The 19,797-nt window shown below is 73.2% G+C and carries 10 protein-coding genes; 6 read left to right on the plus strand and 4 right to left on the minus strand.

Annotated elements, in window-relative coordinates; all coding sequences use genetic code 11:
- Window positions 1–193: 193 nt before the first annotated feature.
- From prfB to ABZ567_RS05360, 3 genes are all read right to left on the minus strand, one after another.
- Complete coding sequence (prfB, locus tag ABZ567_RS05350) at window positions 194–1,297, minus strand: peptide chain release factor 2 (protein WP_360784917.1); 1,104 nt, start codon at window positions 1,295–1,297, stop codon at window positions 194–196.
- A 59-nt stretch (window positions 1,298–1,356) separates the two neighbouring features.
- Window positions 1,357–2,598 (minus strand): protein kinase, encoded by a 1,242-nt coding sequence (locus ABZ567_RS05355; protein ID WP_360784919.1) that lies wholly within the window; start codon window positions 2,596–2,598, stop codon window positions 1,357–1,359.
- A 108-nt stretch (window positions 2,599–2,706) separates the two neighbouring features.
- Window positions 2,707–4,440 carry a serine/threonine-protein kinase gene (locus ABZ567_RS05360; RefSeq protein WP_360784920.1) on the minus strand — a complete coding sequence of 578 codons (1,734 nt, stop codon included), beginning with the start codon at window positions 4,438–4,440 and terminating at the stop codon, window positions 2,707–2,709.
- 533 nt (window positions 4,441–4,973) lie between these two features.
- Between ABZ567_RS05360 and ABZ567_RS05365 the strand changes: the two genes are divergently transcribed.
- The 6 genes from ABZ567_RS05365 (at window position 4,974) to ABZ567_RS05390 (ending at window position 14,677) form a co-directional block, all read left to right on the plus strand.
- A complete protein-coding gene (locus ABZ567_RS05365) occupies window positions 4,974–9,371 on the plus strand; it encodes an FtsK/SpoIIIE domain-containing protein (RefSeq protein ID WP_360784921.1) in 4,398 nt (1,465 codons plus the stop codon).
- A gap of 123 nt (window positions 9,372–9,494) precedes the next feature.
- Window positions 9,495–10,859 (plus strand): ABC transporter substrate-binding protein, encoded by a 1,365-nt coding sequence (locus ABZ567_RS05370; protein ID WP_360784922.1) that lies wholly within the window; start codon window positions 9,495–9,497, stop codon window positions 10,857–10,859.
- A gap of 9 nt (window positions 10,860–10,868) precedes the next feature.
- On the plus strand, window positions 10,869–12,233 hold the full coding sequence (locus ABZ567_RS05375) for a sugar ABC transporter permease (protein ID WP_360784924.1): 1,365 nt from the start codon (window positions 10,869–10,871) through the stop codon (window positions 12,231–12,233).
- A complete protein-coding gene (locus ABZ567_RS05380; protein ID WP_360784925.1) occupies window positions 12,230–13,108 on the plus strand; it encodes a carbohydrate ABC transporter permease in 879 nt (292 codons plus the stop codon). The genes ABZ567_RS05375 and ABZ567_RS05380 overlap by 4 nt, the downstream gene beginning before the upstream one ends.
- Before the next feature lie 28 nt (window positions 13,109–13,136).
- Window positions 13,137–13,277: a hypothetical protein gene (locus ABZ567_RS05385; protein ID WP_360784927.1), complete on the plus strand. Its 141-nt coding sequence runs from the start codon at window positions 13,137–13,139 to the stop codon at window positions 13,275–13,277.
- Between the two features lie 269 nt (window positions 13,278–13,546).
- Window positions 13,547–14,677 (plus strand): glycosyltransferase family 87 protein, encoded by a 1,131-nt coding sequence (locus ABZ567_RS05390; RefSeq protein WP_360785061.1) that lies wholly within the window; start codon window positions 13,547–13,549, stop codon window positions 14,675–14,677.
- Window positions 14,678–14,740: 63 nt separating this feature from the next.
- Here ABZ567_RS05390 and ABZ567_RS05395 read toward each other — a convergent pair whose 3' ends face one another.
- Entirely contained in the window at window positions 14,741–19,711 is a 4,971-nt protein-coding gene (locus ABZ567_RS05395) for an NAD-glutamate dehydrogenase (protein WP_360784929.1), read from the minus strand.
- Between the last annotated feature and the right edge of the window lie 86 nt (window positions 19,712–19,797).

Here is a 19,797-nt window from a genome sequence, read left to right on the forward strand (position 1 = left end):
CGGGCCCCGCAAGACCAGTTCCCTTGTCGACAAAGCGTCCCGCTCACCCGGATTCCGCTTGCGTCAGCGAATCCGCGGGCCCGGCGCGCGCCTCGGGACAGCACGAGGGACAGTACGACGGACAGCACGAGGGACAGCACGACGACGGGCCCCGCACCGGAGGGTGCGGGGCCCGAAGGTGTGCTGCCGTGGGTTACTTGTCCTGCTGCTTGCGCCAGCGGATGCCCGCCTCGAGGAAGCCGTCGATCTCGCCGTCCAGGACGGCCTGCGGGTTGCCGACCTCGAACTCCGTGCGGAGGTCCTTGACCATCTGGTACGGGTGGAGGACGTACGAGCGCATCTGGTTGCCCCAGGAGCTGCCGCTGTCCTTCAGCGCGTCCATCCTGGCCCGCTCCTCCTGGCGCTGGCGCTCGAGGAGCTTGGCCTGGAGGACGTTCATGGCGCTCGCCTTGTTCTGGATCTGCGAGCGCTCGTTCTGGCAGGAGACCACGATGCCGGTCGGAAGGTGCGTGATGCGCACGGCCGAGTCGGTCGTGTTGACGCCCTGGCCGCCGGGGCCCGAGGCGCGGTAGACGTCGATGCGCAGCTCCGACTCGTCGATCTCGACGTGGTCGGAGGACTCCACGACCGGCAGGATCTCGACACCGGCGAAGGAGGTCTGGCGGCGGCCCTGGTTGTCGAAGGGCGAGATGCGGACCAGGCGGTGGGTGCCCTGCTCGACGGAGAGCGTGCCGTACGCGTACGGGGCCTTCACCACGAAGGTGGTCGACTTGATGCCGGCCTCCTCCGCGTACGAGGTCTCGTAGATCTCGGTCGAGTAGCCGTGGCGCTCCGCCCAGCGCAGGTACATGCGCTGGAGCCGCTCGGCGAAGTCGGAGGCGTCGACGCCGCCGGCCTCCGCGCGGATGTTGACCAGGGCCTCCCGCGCGTCGTACTCGCCGGAGAGGAGGGTGCGGACCTCCATCTCGTCGAGGGCCTTGCGGACGGAGGTCAGCTCCGTCTCGGCCTCGGCGAGGGCGTCCGCGTCGTCCATCTCCTCGGCGAGCTCGAAGAGCACCGAGAGATCGTCGATGCGCCCGCGCAGGGTCTCGGCCTTGCGAACCTCGGCCTGGAGGTGCGAAAGCTTGCTCGTGATCTTCTGCGCCGCCTCCGGGTCGTCCCACAGGGACGGGGCCGCGGCCTGCTCCTCGAGCACGGCGATGTCGGCCCTCAGCTTCTCGAGGTCCAGGACGGCCTCGATCGACCCCATGGTCGAGGAGAGGGACTTCAGCTCTTCTGATACATCGACGACTGCCACGCGTCCAGCGTAACGGCTCCTGGCAAGGAGCCGAACCTTTGACCGCGCCCCCGGGGTGGCTACGGGACGGAGGACTGCTTCGAGTCCTGCGGCGGGGTGTCCGCGTCCCCGGAGGCCAGCAGGTAGCCGCCGCCGCCCAGCGCGCCGGCGACGACGACCGCCGCGACCGCCAGCGTGATCCGGCGCTTGCGGACCGCCTCCGCCTTGTGGCGGGCCGAGCCGGGGCGGCGGGCGCCCGCCGGACGCGGGGCCCTCGCGGTGCCGAGGGGGCCGCCCGAGAGCTCGTCGGGGGCCGGGACCCGCATGGAGGTGTGGGTGTCGCGGTTGGAGTCGGCCGAGGCGCCGGGGACGAGCGGGACGGCCGCCCGGCGCGGGGCGGGCTCACCGCCCGCACCCGTGGCGTACGCCTCCGGCTCCGGTTCCGGCGCCGACGCCGGTTCCTCCGGGTCCAGCTCGTCGACGTCGAGCGGCGGCATGCCCTTGAGCAGCGGCAGGACGTCCTTGAGGCGGGCGGCCAGCTCGGAGGCGCGCAGCCGGGAGGCCGGTGCCTTCGCGAGGCACTGCGCGATCAGCTGCCACAGCTCCTCGGGGATGCCGGGCAGCGGGACGACGGTCTCGGTGACATGGCGGCGCAGGACGGCGCCGGGGTGGCCGCCGCCGAAGGGGGTGAAGCCGGCGAGCAGCTCGTACAGGACCGTCGCGAGGGCGTAGATGTCGACGGCGGCGCGCGGCGGGAGGCCTTCGACGATCTCGGGGGCGAGGTAGTCGGGGGTGCCGATGATCCGGGTGGCCTTGGTGCGGCCGGGGGTGTCGATCAGCTTGGCGACGCCGAAGTCGGTGAGGAGGGCGGGGTGGGCGCCGCCGGGACCGAGCGGGCCCTCCATGTCGAGCAGGATGTTCTCCGGCTTGACGTCCCGGTGGACCACGCCGGCGGCGTGCGCGGCGGCGAGGGCGTCGGCGACGTCCGCGGTGATCGCGACGGCGGCCTCGGGGGCGAGCCGCCGTTCCCGGTCGAGGCGGGTACGCAGGTCGGTGCCGCGCACGAGGTCCATGACGAGGGCCAGGTCGTTGCCGTCGACGACGAGGTCGCGGACCTTGACCACCCGGGGGTGGTCGAGGCCGAGCAGGGCGGTGCGCTCCTGGACGAAGCGGCCGACGAGCTCCTGGTCGGACGCCAGGTCCTCGCGCAGCAGTTTGACGGCGACGGGACCCTCGGGCCCCTCGCCGAGCCACACCGTTCCGGCACTGCCCCGCCCGAGGATCTGGTGGGTGGTGTAGCGGCTGCCGATGTTCCGTGCCAAGACTGCTCCCTCAGCGGCTGCGGTTCGCGAGCAAAGTTACGCGTCCGCAGCCGCCGGTCGTCACTTCCGAGGGGAAATCACCCCTCGGAAGTCGATAAATCGGCAGTATTACTGCCCCGTACCGCCGGTAGTACCCCCGGAGCCGGTGCTCTCGCCGATCGAGGAGATCCAGTCGGTGACCGTGGTGATGCCGTCGCCGATGGCCTCCCAGTAGCTCTTGCCCTCGGCGATCCAGTCCTGGAGCGGGGTCAGCTCCCAGACGAGCCAGCCCGCGACCACGAACAGGACGATCATGACCAGGCAGCCCTTGAGGCAGCCGAGGCCGGGGATCCGCACCGGGTTGGCACTGCGCTGACGCGGCGGGCGCGGCTCGCGGCGCGGTGCCGGGGCCTGGGGCGGCGGCTGCGGCGGGGTGTACTGCTGCTGGGGCGGGGCGTACTGCTGCGGGGCGGGCGGCGGCGCGTACTGCTGCGGCTGGTGCTGCTGGTGCTGCTGCTGGTACGGCTGGGGTGCGGGGCGCTGCGGGGCCGGGCGCTGCTGCTGGTACGGCTGCGGCTGCTGCTGCCCGTACGCCCCGGGCTGCTGCCGGTCCTGCGGCTGCTGCGGCTGCGGCTGCCGCTGCGGGCGTCGGCGCAGCGGGTCCTGGCTCGGGTCCAGGTACTGCACCTGCGTCTGCTCGTTGCGGTCGCGGGCGGCCCTCAGCTGGTTCTGCCAGGGGTGCGGCTCCTCGGACTGCGCGCCCTGCCCGGACTGCGGCGGCCGCGGCGGTACGGGCGGCATGACGGCCGTGGGGTCGGCGGCGCCCGCCGGGCCGCTGGTCGGCATGACGCTGGTCGCGCCGGCGGGGTCGAACCGCGGCGGCGTCCCGGCGCCGCTGGGCAGCACCTGGGTGGGATCCGCGGCCCCCGGCGTCTCGGGGACGGGCGCGGGCGCCGGGTCCGGCGCGAGGAGCGCGCCGACGCCGTCCGCAGCCTCGATCTGGGCGGGCGTGGAGTGCACGCCGATGCCCGCGGCGACCGCGCGCAGCCCACGGGCGAGGTTGACGGCGCTCGGACGCCGGTCCGGGTCCTTGCTGAGGCAGCGCTCTATGACCGTCCACAGCGGGCCCGGCACGGTCGACGGGCGGCGGGGCTCCTCGCTGAGGTGCCGGTGGAGGACTTCGAGGGCGGAGCCGCCGGCGAACGGCGGCCGGCCGGTGACCAGCTCGTACAACAGGATGCCCGCGCCGTAGATGTCGACGGCGGAGGTCTGGGGGCGTCCCTCGGCGGACTCGGGCGCCACGTACGCGGGCGTGCCGACGAATTCGTGGGTCCGGGTCAGGCCCGGGGAGTCCGCGAGGCGCGCGATGCCGAAGTCGGTGAGCATCGGGTGCATCTGGCCGCCGTGCTCGGCGAGCAGCACGTTGGCCGGCTTGAGGTCGCGGTGCACGACACCGTCGGCGTGGCTCGCGGCGAGCGCGTCGGCGATCTGGGCGGTCAGGAGGGCGGCGGCGACCGGGGTGAGCGGGCCGCTCTCCCGGATGTACCGGTGCAGGTCGGGGCCCTCGACGAGGTCCATGACGAGCGCGAGGACGTCGCCCTCGACCACCAGGTCGCGGGTGCGCACGATGTTGGGGTGGGTGAGCCGGAGCAGCACGGACCGCTCGCGCAGGAAGCGCATCACGATGTCCGCGTCGTTGGCCAGCTCCTCCTTGAGGACCTTGATCGCCACGGTCTCGCCGGGCTGGCCGGGCACGGCCGCCTCGGCGCCTGCCGTCTCCCGCTGGCGGGCTCGCCAGACGGTGCCCGTGGCGCCGCGGCCGAGCGGCTCCTCGAGCAGGTACTTGCTGCCGATAGGCCGCACGTCGCGCGCTCCCTGCTGTCCGTGGTCGGGGCTGGTCCGGTGATGTCCCCGGGGTCCCTGTCCTCTGTTGTGACCCGTCCGGGTTTCCGACCCACTTTAGTGCCGCCGAACGGGCTGCCGACCGGTCGTCCACAGGCCGGTTCCGGAGCCGGTGGGCGGGGTCACCGGCGGTTCCTCGCGGTGAGGGCCCCGGCCCGGGACGTCGGGAGGGTCCCGGTTCCTGCCCCGGAGCAGCCGGACATCTGTCCGGAGGAAGACGCTCCTGAGGCCGCGACGGTTGCCGGGCACCTTCCGAAGGCATGCCCAACCAGGCACTTTTGCGTCCACAGCCGACCATTCAAGATCACTTCCGGCCGACCCGGGGACGGGCTGTCGGTGGCAGGTGCGAGGATGCCTCCAGCACGTCGCGCCAAGGGGTCGGGAGCCCCCGCGCCGTGCCGACCTGTACCGGACGACGTGTCCGTGTCGGGTGGGGGGAGTCACAGGGCGGTCCCCCTGCCGGGCATGTCGCGCAGAAGGGACCGCTGACGGCGATGCAGATCCGGCTGACCGTCCTCGCGCCGTACGCCGGCCACGGCACCGGGCGCGCCTGCGACGTGCTCGTCACGGCCCCCGCCGGCACGGCGCTCGCCGCCGTGGCCTCGAACCTCGCCGCGGCCGTCACCGGCCCGGACACCTCCGCCTCGGGCACGACCGTGCTCTACGCGGGCGCGGAGCGGCTCGACACCCGCCGCAGCGTCCTCGGCGAGCCCCCGCTGGTCGACGGGGCCGTGCTCTCCCTCCAGGTCCCGGGACCGGACGACCGCGTCGGCGAGACCGCCACCGCCCGGCTGCACGTCGTGGCGGGCCCGGACGCGGGCGGGGTGCACCTGCTGCACGGCGGCCCGATCAGAATCGGCCGTTCCGTCGACGCCGACGTGCCGCTCGACGACCCGGACGTCTCCCGTGCCCACTGCGTCGTGACCGTCGGCGAGGACGGCCGGGTCACGGTCGCCGACCGCGGCTCGACGAACGGCACGACCCTCGACGGCGTGCCGGTCGGTGACCGCCCGGTGCGGTTCGCCCCGGGCGCGCTGCTGCGGCTCGGCGAGTCCGCCCTCCGCCTGACCGGCGCCGGCGACGACCTCCGCGGTACGGACGCGAGGGCGACGTCCCCGGACGGCGAGGGCCATCTGCGGATCGCGCGCGGGGCGGCCGCCCCCGACGGGACGGACCGGACCGAAGGACCCGACCGGCCGGGGCACGCGGGCGTGCCCGGCACGGCTCCCGGGCACCCCACGGACGACGCGACCCACGGCGGCGCGGGCGGTGTCCCGTACGGCGGCACGGGCCCGGACGCGTACGCCGCCCCGTACGACACCGGCTCCCCGGCCGACACGCGCGCGGAGGACCACCAGGACCGCCCCGAAGGCCCCGGCGGCGAGGACCTCGACGGAACCCGCCAGGGCCGGGGCGAGGCCCCGACCTCGCCCACGCGCGCGGGTGGCAGGCGCGGGCTCGGCGCCTGGGCCCGGCGGCTGGCCGGCGGCCGCGAGGAACTCCCGGCACCCGCCGCCGACCCCCGTACCGTTCCGGACACCCACGCCGGCGTCCGGCCCAGCCCCGGCACACGGGACGGCGCGCCCGCGCCCGGCCCGACGGCCGACACCTGGCCCGACCCGGCCACCCTCCTGCTCACCGCCCTCGGCCCCGGCCCCCGACTCTGGGAGCGCGACGAGAACCACGCCGAGTCCCTGGTGGTCCGGCTCGGCACGACAGAACGCGCCGAACTCTCCGGTGTGCCCGTCACCGTGGGACTGCGCGAGGCCGGCTCCCTCGGCCTCGCCGGCCCCGCCGACCGGCTCGCCGGTCTCGCCCGGTCGGTGGTCGCGCAGCTCGCCGCCCTGCACTCCCCCTCCGACCTGGAGATCGTGCTGATCAGCGCCGACCGGAACCGCTCGCTCGACGAGCGGCGCCGGGCCTGGGGCTGGCTCGGCTGGCTCCCCCACGTCCGACCGGCCCACGGCCAGGACTGCCGACTGCTCCTGGCGTACGACCGAGAGCAGGCGCAGGCCCGTACGGCGGAGCTGACCCGACGGCTCGACGACGGCCCGCTCGGCCCCGGCTGGCCCAGCGCCGACCGCGCGTCCGTCGCCGAGGTCGCGGCCCGCCACGAGGGGCCGAGGACGGTCGTGGTCGTCGACGGCGACCCCGGTTCGGCGGCCCTGCGCGAGACGGTGGCGCGGCTCGCCGGAGCGGGAGCGGCCGCCGGCATCCACCTCCTGTGCCTCGCAGAGGCGCCCTCGGCCTCCCCCGTCTCCCCGGTGGCCGCCACGTACGAGACCGCCTGCGCCTCGTCGCTCGCGTTCCGCGAGTGCGGAGCCGCCGTGCTCCTCAGCGGCGACGTGGCGACGGCGCTGCGGCTGCTGCGGACCGCCGGCGGCCGGGTCGCGGGCCACGGCACCGTCGGCATGGTCGACGCGGTCTCCGTCGCCTGGGCCGAGCGGTTCGGGCGCGCGCTGGCCCCCCTGCGTACGGACACGACCGCGGCCCCGGGCGCCCGTGCCGCCGCGCTGCCCCCATCGGCACGGCTCCTCGACGAGCTCGGGCTCGCCCGCGCCACACCCGCCTCCCTGATGGCCCGCTGGGCCTCCGCCGGCGAAGGCACGGCCGTCCTGGGCGCCGGTCCGCGTGGCCCGCTCGCGGTGGACCTCACCCGGGAGGGCCCGCATCTGCTGATCGAGGGTCCCGCCGGAAGCGGGCGGACGGAGCTCCTCCGCTCGATCGCCGCCTCGCTCGCGGCCGGCGGGCGCCCCGACCGGCTCGGTCTGCTCCTGGTGGACGGGGCGGGCGGCGAGCGCGGCGAAGGACTCGCGGCCTGTACGGAGCTGCCGCACGTCACCGAGCACCTGGTCGCCTCGGACCCGGTGCGGATGCGGGAGTTCGCGCAGGCGCTCGGCGCGGAGCTGAAGCGGCGGGCGGAGCTCATCGGCGACGGCCACTTCGCCGACCGCCGCGGCACGCGCGGGACCGATCGGTTGATCGGCCAGCGCGCTCCGAGCGCGGCGGAATCCGTGCCCCAGGGGGCCCGGGTGACCGTCCGCGTCCAGGACACGGGCGACCTCGACGGCCGGACCAGCGGCCGCACCCTCCGCACGGGCGACGGCTCGATCGGCGCCCTGCCGAACACCCGAGGCGGACGCACGGGCGACCCGTACCCCGGCACGGACGACCTCGGCGGCCGCCCCAGCGGCCGCATCACGTACGGCACCCCCGACCCCCGACGGACGAACGGCCGCCCGACGTACCCGAGCGCCCCGGACGAACGCGACAACGGCAGAACACCGTACCCGGGAGACCTCGACGGCAGGGCCGACGGCCGGACGTCCTACCCGGGCGACATCGATAGCCGCGCCAGTGGCCGGACTTCGCACCCGGGCGACCTCGACGCCCGGCCCAGCAGCCGGACCTCGCACCCCGGCGACCCCGCCGGCGGCCGGACGCCGCACCCCCGCGACCTCGACAGCCGCGCCAGTGGCCGGACTTCGTACCCGCGCGACCTCGACAACCGCGCCAGTGGCCGGACCCCGTACCCCGGCGACCCCGTCGGTGACCGGACGTCCTACCCGAGCGATCCCGACAACCGCCCCGGCAGCCGCGCCGCCTACCCGGGCGCCGAGGAGCTCGGGGGGCGTTCGAGCGGGCGGACCGCGTATCCGGGGGGTGACCTCGGTGGTCGGCCCAGCAGCCGTACGCTCCGTACGGGCGACGGCGACCTCAGCGAGCGCCCGGCGGGACGCGTGCCCCGGCCGGGGGCCGAGGATCTCGGTGGACGCGTGCCGCGTGCCGACCACCCCGGCGGGCGCGTCCCCCGCGCCGGGGACGGCTCGCTCGACGAGCGGCCCAGCACCCGGACGCGCCCCGGTGCGGACGCCCTTCTGGCCGACACGCCCAGTGGGCACCTGCCGCGACGGGACGGCGGCCCCCTGGACGACCGCCCGAGCAGCCGCACCCTGCGTACGGGCGACGGTGACCTCACCGACCGCCCGAGCGGACGCGTAGCCCGCCCCGGAGCCGAGGACCTGAGCGGTCACCCCAGCGGACGCATACCTCGGTCCGGAGCCGAGGACCTGGGCGCATACTCCAGCGGACGCGTACCTCGGTCCGGAGCCGAGGACCCGGTCGCATACTCCAGCGGACGCGTACCCCGGCCGGGGACCGAGGACCTCACCGACCGCCCGAGCGGACGCGTACCCCGCCCCGGAGCCGAGGACCTGAGCGGTCACCCCAGCGGACGCGTGCCCCGCCCCGCCGGGGAGGACTCCGGCGGTCGGGCTCCCCGGGCGGCCGGGGAGGAGGCCGGGGGCCGGATCCCGCGCCCCGCCTCCGGCGAACCGGTCAGGGCCGCAGGCCCCGCGTACCTCCCCCGGCTCGTCGTCCTCGTCGACGACTTCGACGCCCTCGTCGCCCCCGCGCTCGGCGCCTCAGGACGGCCCGCCGCCGGCTCGGTCGTACGGGCCCTCGAGGCCGTCGCGCGGAACGGCGAGCGGCTCGGCGTGCACCTCGTCGCGACCTCCGCGCGCCCGGACCGGACCGCCGACACGGAGCTGGCGCACGGGGCCCGGCTGCGGATCGTGCTCGACGCGCCCCCGGTGACCGTCGGCCCCGACGTCCCGGCGGCCGGACGCGGGCGCCTCGGGCATCCGGACGGCCGGGTCACCCCGTTCCAGGCGGGCCGCGTCACCGGCCGCATCCCCCGGACGGCGACGCTCCGCCCGACGGTCGTCCCGCTGGAGTGGGAACGCATGGGCGATCCGCCCACCCGCCGCCCGGTCCGCGAGCTGGGCAACGGACCGACGGATCTGGCCCTCCTGGCGAGCGCGCTCGACCGGGCGGCCCGCTCGGTCGAGGCGACCCCCGTGCCCCCGCTGACCCCCGCGTCCCACCACTGACGTCACGTCACAAGGCAGTCACGATCGTTCGCTTGACACGGAAGGCGGTATTGCGGGGCCCCGCGACGCGGCGTAGACCTGTCGGCACGGGACAGCGACACGCACAGGAGAGACGGGGCAGTGATGCGTACAACTCTTCGTCCACGCAAGGCCGCAGTGAGCATGACGGCGTTCGCCGCGCTCGCCGCACTCGCCCTCGCGGCGTGCGGCGGCGGCGGAGCCGAGAAGGATCCGGGGGACACCGCGCCCAGTGGCGGCGCGCTCCCCCTCCAGGGCCAGAAGATCGAGGTCGCCGCCGTCTGGACGGGACCGGAGCAGGAGAACTTCACCAAGGTCCTGCGGGAGTTCGAGAAACGCACGGGTGCGACCGTCACCTTCGTGCCGGCCCAGGACCCGATCGTGAACTTCCTCGGCACGAAGATCGCGGGTGGTTCGCCGCCCGACGTGGCGATGCTCCCGCAGGTGGGCGCGATCCAGCAGGCCGCCGCCCAGAAGTGGCTGAAACCGGTCGGTCCGGAGGTCAAGGCCCAGCTGGCGGCGAACTACTCCCGCGGCTGGCAGGACCTCGGTGCGGTCGGCGGCACCCAGTACGGGGTCTACTTCAAGGCCGCCAACAAGTCCCTGATCTGGTACAACTCCGCCGTCTTCGAGAACGCGGGCGCCACCGAGCCGAAGACGTGGAAGGAGTTCCTCGCCACGGCCGAGACGATCTCGGCCTCCGGCGTCACCCCGGTCTCGGTGGGCGGCGCGGACGGCTGGACGCTCACCGACTGGTTCGAGAACGTCTATCTCTCCCAGGCCGGTCCGGCCAAGTACGACCAACTGGCGAAGCACGAGATCAAGTGGACCGACCCGTCCGTCACCGCCGCACTGACCACGCTCGCCGAACTGTTCGGCAAGCCGGCGCTGCTCGCCGGCGGGACGAGCGGCGCGCTCCAGACGGAGTACCCGGTCTCGGTCACCCAGACCTTCACCGGCGGTGACCAGCCCAAGGGGGCGATGGTCTTCGAGGGTGACTTCGCCGCCGTCAACATCGCACAGACGAAGGCGAAGATCGGTACGGACGCGAAGGTCTTCCCGTTCCCCACCGTCGGCACGGGCTCCACCCCGGTGGTGACGGCCGGCGACGCGGCCGTGGCCCTCAAGGACACCAAGGGCGCGCAGGCGCTGCTCGCCTTCCTCGCCTCCCCGGACGCGGCGAAGATCTGGGCGGCCGAGGGCGGCTTCCTCTCCCCCAACAAGAACCTGGACCCGGCGGCGTATCCCAACGACGTCCAGCGCGAGATCGCGAAGGCGCTCATCGGCGCCGGGGACGGCTTCCGCTTCGACATGTCGGACCAGATGCCGCAGTCCTTCGGCGGGACGCCGGGCAAGGGCGAGTGGAAGGCGCTCCAGGACTTCCTGAAGAACCCGAAGGACATCGCGGGGACGCAGGCGCGCCTGGAGGCGGACGCGGAGAAGGCGTACCGGGCCGCGGCGAAGAGCTGAGGCCCCGGCATGCCGAGGACCGCCCGCACCCGCTCCGCCGAACTCGACATCACGAGCAGCACCGCCGCCCACCCACGGCGCACCAGGGACAAGGGCAGGAGCAGGACCGTCGCCGCCGGGTTCCTGCTCCCCGCCCTGCTGCTGCTCGGCGCGCTCGTCGTCTACCCGATCGGGTACTCGGTCCAGCGCTCGTTCTTCGACCGCTCCGGCGACTCCTTCGTCGGCCTGGACAACTACATCGCCCTCGTCACCGACGACTCGCTCCGCACCGCCGTCCGCAACAACCTGATCTGGCTGGTCCTCGCGCCCGCGGTCGCGACCGCCCTCGGTCTGGTCTTCGCCGTGCTCACCGAACGGGTGCGGTGGGGGACGGCGTTCAAGCTGGTCGTCTTCATGCCGATGGCGATCTCGATGCTCGCCGCCGGCATCATCTTCCGGCTCGTCTACGAGCAGGATCCGGACCGCGGGGTGGCCAACGCCGTCTGGGTCGGGGTCCACGACACCTTCGCCGAGTCGTCCGTCTTCCCCCGGGCCCGGCCGCTGCCCGTCCATCCGCTGGAGGCGGCCGAGGGCGGCGCGTTCGTCACGAAGGTCCCGGTCCGCGCCGGGGAGCCCGTACGGCTTCCGCTGATCGGGGTGGCCCCCGGGCAGATGCCGGAGAACGCCCGTCCGGCCCGCGAGAACCCGCCCGCACCGGGGACCGTCGCCGGCACGGCCTGGCTTGACTTCACCCGGGGCGGCGGCGGCCGGCCGAACGCCGTCGACCCGGCCGAGCTGGGCCTCGCGGGGCTGCGGATCGAGGCCGTGCGGGACGGAGCGGTGGTCGCCAGGGCCACGGCCGCCGCCGACGGCACCTTCACGCTGCCCGCCGACCGTGTCGACGGAGCCGTACTGCGTCTGCCCGCGAGCAACTTCCGGGAGCAGTACAACGGCGTGGAGTGGCTGGGGCCGTCGCTCGTCACCCCCGCCGTCATCGGCGCGTACGTGTGGATGTGGGCCGGGTTCGCCATGGTCCTGATCGGCGCCGGGCTCGCCGCCGTGCCGCGCGAGCTGCTCGAAGCGGCGCGGGTGGACGGGGCCAACGAGTGGCAGGTGTTCCGCCGGATCACGGTGCCGCTGCTCGCCCCGGTCCTCGCGGTCGTCCTCGTCACCCTGATGATCAACGTGCTCAAGGTCTTCGACCTGGTCTTCGTCATCGCGCCGGGCTCCGCCCAGGACGACGCGAACGTGCTCGCGCTCCAGCTGTACCGCTCGTCCTTCGGTACGGACGCCGATCTCGGGGTCGGTTCGGCCATCGCCGTCCTGCTGCTGCTGCTGGTGGTCCCGGTGATGGTCTTCAACATCCGCCGCCTGCGCCAGGAGGCCCGCCGATGAGCAGTTCCCCCGACGTCCGGTCGTCCCGCCCCCTCGTCGCGAGGGTCGCCGCCCGTGCCGCCGGGGGCGCGGTGCGGGTGTTCCTGGTCCTCACCGGCCTGTTCTGGCTGCTGCCGACGGTGGGGCTGCTGCTGTCCTCGCTGCGCTCGCCGTCCGACATCGCGGCGAGCGGCTGGTGGCAGGTGTTCACGGCCCCGGCCCGGCTGACCACCGAGAACTACACCCATCTCCTGGCGAACGACACGATCACCGGTTCCCTCGGATCCACCGTCCTGATCACCGTCCCGGCGACCCTGCTCGTGCTCGTCATCGGTTCGTTCGCCGGGTACGCGTTCGCGTGGCTGGAGTTCCCCGGCCGGGACTGGTGGTTCCTGGGGGTGGTCGCGCTGCTCGTGGTGCCGGTGCAGGTCGCCCTGGTCCCGGTCTCGAAGCTGTTCGGGGCGGTGGGGCTCTTCGAGACGACCCTCGGGGTGGTCCTCTTCCACACGGCTTTCGGGCTGCCGTTCGCGATCTTCCTGCTGCGGAACTTCTTCGCGGAGATCCCGCGGGAGCTGCTCGAAGCGGCGCGCCTCGACGGGGCGGGCGAGATCCGTCTCTTCACCCGGGTGGTACTGCCGCTGGGCGGTCCCGCGATCGCCTCGCTGGGCATCTTCCAGTTCCTGTGGGTGTGGAACGACATGCTGATCGCGCTGATCTTCGCGGACTCGCAGTCGCCGCCGATCACCGTGGCGCTCCAGCAGCAGGTACGGCAGTTCGGCAACAACGTGGACGTGCTGGCGCCGGGTGCCTTCGTGTCGATGGTGGTGCCGTTGGTGGTGTTCTTCGCGTTCCAGCGCCAGTTCGCGACCGGAGTGATGGCGGGCGCGGTGAAGTAGGGGCCGGCCGGGCCTGCCCGGTCAGGCCGTGAGCGCCGCCACCGGCCGCGAAGGCGCCGACGAGGTCGAGGACGAGTCGGGCTCCCTGCGGAGGGACGGGCCGGCGGAGGAGCCGGTGGCGGCGTACGAGGAGTTCACCGGGATGGGCGCGAAGGAAAGGGGCAAATAAGACAAAGAGGACTACAGTGCGGAGGGATGACGAACGATCACCCTCAGTCGCCCCCCGGCCCCGAACCCCCACCCGGGACCGGAGCCGGCCACGCACCCGGCCCCGGAACGGACACCGGCACCGCGCCCCCGCCCCGGACCGGTCCCGAACCCCCCTCCCTCACCGGGTCCCCCTTCGACTCGGACACCTTCACCTCCGCCACCTTCGTCACCGTCGGCAGCGGCCCCTACCTCGCCCTCGCCTCCGTCTGGCTGCTCACCCGCGTCGGCATGGTCCTGCTGCTCGTCCGCGACACCCTCGGCATCGGCGGGGTCGGCCGCGAAGTGGAGCTCTACCAGCACTGGTACACGCAGTTCGCCCAGGGCACCTTCCCCGTCGGCGACGTCACCTGGCAGTACCCGCCCGGCGCCGGGCTCGTCATCATGTCGCCGGGCCTCCTGCCCTGGCTGACGTACTTCCAGGCGTTCGTCGCCCTCAGCCTCCTCGCCGACGCGGTCGTCACCCTCGCCCTCGCCCGCGCCGACAGTGCCCGCCTCACCCACGGCGCCTGGATCTGGGTCTGCGGCCTGCCGCTCCTCCTGCACCTGCCCCTGGCCCGGTACGACGTCCAGACCACCGCCCTCGCCGTCCTCGCCCTGCTGGCCCTGGGGGCCCGCTCGACCGCCTCCCGACGGCTCGGCGGTGCCCTCGCCGGCATCGGCGCGATGGTCAAGGTCTGGCCGGCGCTCACCCTGATCGGCACCCCCCGGGGCCGTACCAGCCGCGAGGCCTGGACCGCCGCGGTCGTCGCCGCCCTCGCCCTCCTCGCCACCCTGGCGCTCTTCTTCTCCGGGCCCCTCGGCTTCCTGCGCCAGCAGGGCGCCCGCGGCATCCAGATCGAGTCCCTCGGCGGCACGGTCCTCGCGCTCGCCGGGGCCACCGGGGCCTGGCCGGGAAGGGTCGAGTTCCGTTACGGGGCCTTCGAGTACGTCGGCCCGTACGTCTCCACACTCGGCCACCTCGCCCTGCTGCTCACCGTCATCGCCTTCGGCTGGCTGCTCCTGTGGCGCCTCCGCGCCCACCGCTGGACACCCGCCACCCCGCTCGACGCGGCCCTCGCCGCCGTCCTGCTGTTCACCGCGACCAGCAGGGTGATCAGCCCCCAGTACATGATCTGGCTGCTCGGGCTCGCCGCCGTCTGTCTGACGTCCCGGAAGACCGTGATGCGCCCGGTGGCGCTGCTGCTGCTCCCGGCGGCCGCGCTGAGCTCGCTCGCGTACCCCGTCCTATACGACGAGGTCATCGCCGGCACCACCCAGGGGCTCGCCGTGATGGTGCTCCGCAACGGCCTGCTTCTCGCGGCGGCCCTGCTCGCCGCCCGCCGCCTGTGGACGTCGACGGTCACACCCCCCACGGAATGACGGAACGCGGAACGACGCAGGGGCCCCGCCGGAACACCGGCGGGGCCCCTGCGTCTCACACCCCTAGCTGTGCGTACGCAGCAGCGTCCGCATCGTCCGCATCGCCACCGACAGGTTCGCCAGGTCGAAGGTGTCCGAGCCCTGGATCTCCTCCAGGGTCGTCCGCGCGCGGCCCAGGATCGCCGCGTTCTTCTCCTCCCAGGCCTTGAACCGCTGCTCAGGGCTCGCCGTCTCGTCCCCCGCCGCCAAGACGTCCGCCGTCAGCGCCGAGTGCGCCGCGAACAGGTCCTCACGGATCGAGGCGCGGGCCATCGACTGCCACCGGTCGCTGCGCGGCAGCTCGATGATCCGGTCCATCAGGTCGGTGATCCGCAGCCGGTCGGCCAGGTCGTAGTAGACCTCGGCCACCGCCAGCGGGTCCTTGCCCGTGCGGTCCGCGATCGCGACGACATCGAGGATCGGGAACGCGGACGAGAAGCCGGCGACCCGCAGCGCGAGCTCCTCCGGCACACCGAACGCGGTCAGCTCGTCCAGGATCGACTGGTACCACTCCAGATCCGCACCGCGCAGCAGCGACGGCAGCTGCTCCCAGACCTCGTCGACGCGCTCGGCGAAGAAGTCGATGGTCTCGGTGAGCTGGAGCGGCTGCGGCCGGTTGTTGAGCAGCCAGCGGGTGCCGCGCTCGACGAGCCGGCGGGAGTGCAGCCGCATCCGGGTCTGGATCTCGGCCGGCACCCGGTTGTCGAGCGCCTCGACGGCGTCCCAAACCTGGCTGAGACGGAAGACGACGCGGGCGGCGGTCTGGGCCCGGACGATCTCCTCGATCGACGCGCCGGTCTCCTCGCGGAGGCGGTGCAGGAAGGTCGAGCCGCCGGTGTTGACGACGTCGTTGACGAGGATCGTGGTGACGATCTCGCGGCGCAGGGCGTGGTTGTCGACGGCCTCGGGGAACCTCTCGCGCAGCAGCGTCGGGAAGTACGCGTGGAGCAGCCCGCGCAGGTACGGGTCGTCGGGCAGCCCCGTACCGATGAGCTCGTCGGCCACCGTGATCTTGGTGTACGCGAGGAGGACGGCGAGCTCCGGCTGGCTCAGGCCCCGGCCGTTGTTGAGCAGCTCGCGGATCTGCCGGTCGTTGGGCAGGAACTCCAGGGACCGGTCGAGGTTCCCGTCACGGCCCATGCGGCGCATGTACCGCTGGTGGGCGTGGAGGAGCGAGGGCGACTGGGCGACGGCGTTGGCGAGGGCCGTGTTCTGCGCGTAGTTGTTGCGCAGGACGAGCGTGCCGACCTCGTCGGTCATCTCCGCGAGGATCCTGTTGCGCTGCTTCACGGTCATGTCACCTTCGGTGACGAGCCCGTTGAGCAGGATCTTGATGTTGACCTCGTGGTCGGAGGTGTCGACGCCGGCGCTGTTGTCGATGGCGTCGGTGTTGACCTTGCCGCCGTGGCCCTCGGGGCCGCCGGAGCGGGCGAACTCGATGCGGCCCAGCTGGGTCGCGCCGAGGTTGCCGCCCTCGCCGATGACCTTGGCGCGGACGTCCTGGCCGTCGACGCGGATGGCGTCGTTGGCCTTGTCGCCGACGTCGGCGTTGGACTCGACGGAGGACTTGACGTACGTGCCGATGCCGCCGTTCCACAGCAGGTCGACGGGTGCGTGGAGCACCGCCTTCATCAGCTCGGCCGGGGTCATCTTCGTGATGCCGTCCTCGATGCCGAGGGCGGCCCTGACGTGCGCGTTGACCGGGATCGACTTGGCGCTGCGGGGGTGGATGCCACCGCCCGGGGAAAGCAGCGACGGGTCGTAGTCGGCCCAGGACGAGCGGGGCAGGTCGAAGAGGCGGCGGCGCTCGGCATAGGAGACGGCCGCGTCCGGGTTCGGGTCGATGAAGATGTGGCGGTGGTCGAATGCGGCGACGAGGCGGATGTGCTCGGAGAGCAGCATGCCGTTGCCGAAGACGTCGCCGGACATGTCACCGACGCCGACGACCGTGAAGTCCTCGGTCTGGGTGTCGTGGCCCAGCTCGCGGAAGTGGCGCTTGACGGACTCCCAGGCGCCACGGGCCGTGATGCCCATGCCCTTGTGGTCGTAACCGGCGGAACCGCCGGAGGCGAAGGCGTCACCGAGCCAGAAGCCGTACGACTCCGCGACGCCGTTGGCGATGTCGGAGAAGGTCGCGGTGCCCTTGTCCGCGGCGACCACGAGGTACGTGTCGTCCTCGTCGTGGCGGACGACGTCGACCGGCGGCACGACCTCGCCCGCGACCAGGTTGTCGGTGATGTCGAGCAGCGCCGAGATGAAGGTCTTGTACGAGGCGATGCCCTCGGCCAGCCAGGCGTCACGGTCCACGGACGGGTCCGGGAGCTGCTTGGCGACGAAGCCGCCCTTGGCGCCGACCGGCACGATGACGGTGTTCTTCACCATCTGGGCCTTGACCAGGCCGAGGATCTCCGTACGGAAGTCCTCACGGCGGTCGGACCAGCGCAGACCGCCTCGGGCGACCTTGCCGAAGCGCAGGTGGACGCCCTCGACGCGCGGGGAGTACACCCAGATCTCGAAAGCCGGGCGGGGCGCCGGGAGGTCGGGGATGGCCTGCGGGTCGAACTTCATCGACACGTAGGAGTGGCGCTGCCCGTCCGACGTCTTCTGGAAGAAGTTCGTCCGCAGCGTGGCCTTGATGACGGTGAGGAAGGACCGCAGGATCCGGTCCTCGTCCAGGCTCGCGACCTGGTCGAGGGCGCCGTCCAGCTCCTCCAGGATGCCGTCGGTCAGCTCGGTGCCGGCGCGCTGGCGCTCCGGGGACATCCGGGCCTCGAAGAGGGAGACGAGCAGCCGGGTCGTGTGGACGTTGTTGCGGAGGGTGTCCTCCATGTAGTCCTGGCTGAACATCGCGCCGGCCTGCCGCAGGTACTTGGCGTACGCGCGCAGCACCATCGCCTCGCGCCAGGTCAGCCCGGCGGAGAGGACGAGCGAGTTGAAGTTGTCGTTCTCGGCCTCGCCGGTCCAGGTGGCGGCGAAGGCCTCCTGGAAGCGCTCGCGGGCGTCGTCGCCGAACGAGTCGCCGCCGTTGCCGGTGGAGACGGGCAGCCGCAGACCGAAGTCGTAGATCCAGGCGTGCGTACGGTCGGCGCAGCGCAACTCGTACGGGCGCTCGTCGGTGACCTCGACGCCGAGCCGGTTGAGGACCGGCAGGACGGCGGAGAGCGAGATCGGGTCGCCCGTCTTGTAGACCTTGAAGCGGCGCTCACCGGGGGCCGCGACGACCGGCTCGTACAGGGAGAGCGCGAAGTCCTTGCCGCTGGTGCGGACGAGGGCTTCCATGTGGACGAGGTCGGCGACGGCCGCGCGCGGCGAGTGGTCGGCCTTGTAGCCCTCGGGGAAGGCGTTGCCGTAACGGCGGAGCAGTTCGGCGGCGCGCTCCTCGCCGCACTCGGCGTTCAGCGCCTCGGCGAAGCCGTCGGCCCAGGAGCGGGCGGCGTCGACGAGCCGGGCCTCGATGCGCTCGACGTCGGCGTCGGTGAGCTTCGCCAGCTCGGTGCCGGTCTTGACACGGACGACGAAGTGCAGCCGGGACAGGATCGACTCGGTGTTCCAGGCGGTGAAGTCGACGCTGGTGCCGTCGAGCTCCTCCTTCAGGATCTCGATGATCCGCAGCCGGACGCGGGTCGTGTAGCGGTCGCGCGGCAGGTAGACGAGGGCCGAGTAGTAGCGGCCGTACTCGTCCTGGCGCAGGTAGAGCCGCAGCCGGCGCCGCTCCTGGAGGTACAGGACGCTGGTGACGATGGACCGGAGCTGGTCGACCGGGGTCTGGAACAGCTCGTCGCGCGGGTACGTCTCCAGGATCTGGAGCAGGTCGCGGCCGTCATGGCTGTTCGGCGAGAAGCCGGCGCCCTCCAGGACCTCCTGGACCTTGCGCTTGACGACCGGGACGCGACGGACGGACTCGGTGTAGGCGGCCGAGGAGAACAGACCGAGGAAGCGGCGCTCACCGATGACGTTGCCGGCGGCGTCGAACTTCTTCACACCGATGTAGTCGAGGTACGAGGGGCGGTGCACGGTCGCCCGGCTGTTGGCCTTCGTCAGGATCAGCAGCTTGTGCTCGCGCGCCTTGGCACGGGCGTCGGCGGGCAGCCGGCTGAAGGACGGCGAGACGGGGTGGGCGTGGTGCCCCTCGTCGTCGCCCGAGTGGTGCGGGTCGGAGCGCAGGATGCCGAGGCCCGTTCCGGGGACGGCGGACAGGGCGTCACCGTCGACCAGCTCGTACTCGCGGTAGCCGAGGAAGGTGAAGTGGTCGTCGGCGAGCCAGCGCAGCAGCTCGCGGGCCTCCTCCACCTCGGTGGGACGCAGATCGGTCGCCGTGGGCTCGGCCGGGAGGCCGTCGGCGATCCGCAGGGCGGCCTCGCGCATCTTGTCCCAGTCCTCGACCGTCTCGCGGACGTCGGACAGGACACGCAGCAGATCGGCGGTGATCTGCTTGAGGTCGGCGCGGTCGGTCTCGCGGTCGATCTCGACGTGGATCCAGGACTCGGTCAGCGCGTCATGCGGCAGCTCGCCCTGGATCTGGGCCGAGAGGACCTCGATCAGCCTTCCCGCGACATCCCGGCGGACCAGGACCTGTGGGTGGATCACGACATGGATTCCACGACCCTGGCGTGACAGCTCATTGGTGACCGAGTCGACGAGGAACGGCATGTCGTCAGTGACGACCTCGACAACGGAGTGGCTGCTTGTCCAGCCGTTCTCCTCGACCGTCGGAGTGTGGACGCGTACGTTCGCCGTGCCCTGTGGACGGTTCTCCGCGAGCCGGTAGTGGGAGAGCGCGGCACCGAACACGTCGACCGGGTCCCGGTCACCGAGGTCCTCCGGCGCCGTGTGGAGGTAGTAGCGCTGGAGGTACTCGAGTACGGCGTCCCGGTCCGGGCGCTCCCCAGCACCCTCCGGGCCCGTCGGAAGTCGCCCCCCGACCGGGCTGTGCTCAGCTACCCGGGCGGCCCTTTCGAGCAGCTCGGCCTTGGCTTCGTCCAGCTTGGTCTGCATGTCCTCTGACTCCTGTCGCGCGCCGTTGCGTGACGTCGGTGGAAGAAGGGGCACAACGCCACGACGCGGTGATTCCGGTCGAAGAC

Origin of the sequence: Streptomyces sp. NPDC016459, from assembly GCF_040632845.1 — a bacterium.
Taxonomy (GTDB): Bacteria; Actinomycetota; Actinomycetes; order Streptomycetales; family Streptomycetaceae; genus Streptomyces.

Excerpts from the sequence above, each read along its gene's own strand:
- ABZ567_RS05395 (WP_360784929.1), bottom strand. The coding sequence starts at position 19,711 with ATGCAGACCAAGCTGGACGAAGCCAAGGCCGAGCTGCTCGAAAGGGCC.
- ABZ567_RS05365 (WP_360784921.1), top strand. The coding sequence starts at position 4,974 with ATGCAGATCCGGCTGACCGTCCTCGCGCCGTACGCCGGCCACGGCACC.
- ABZ567_RS05390 (WP_360785061.1), top strand. The coding sequence starts at position 13,547 with ATGGTCCTGCTGCTCGTCCGCGACACCCTCGGCATCGGCGGGGTCGGC.
- ABZ567_RS05370 (WP_360784922.1), top strand. The coding sequence starts at position 9,495 with ATGCGTACAACTCTTCGTCCACGCAAGGCCGCAGTGAGCATGACGGCG.
- ABZ567_RS05380 (WP_360784925.1), top strand. The coding sequence starts at position 12,230 with ATGAGCAGTTCCCCCGACGTCCGGTCGTCCCGCCCCCTCGTCGCGAGG.
- ABZ567_RS05375 (WP_360784924.1), top strand. The coding sequence starts at position 10,869 with ATGCCGAGGACCGCCCGCACCCGCTCCGCCGAACTCGACATCACGAGC.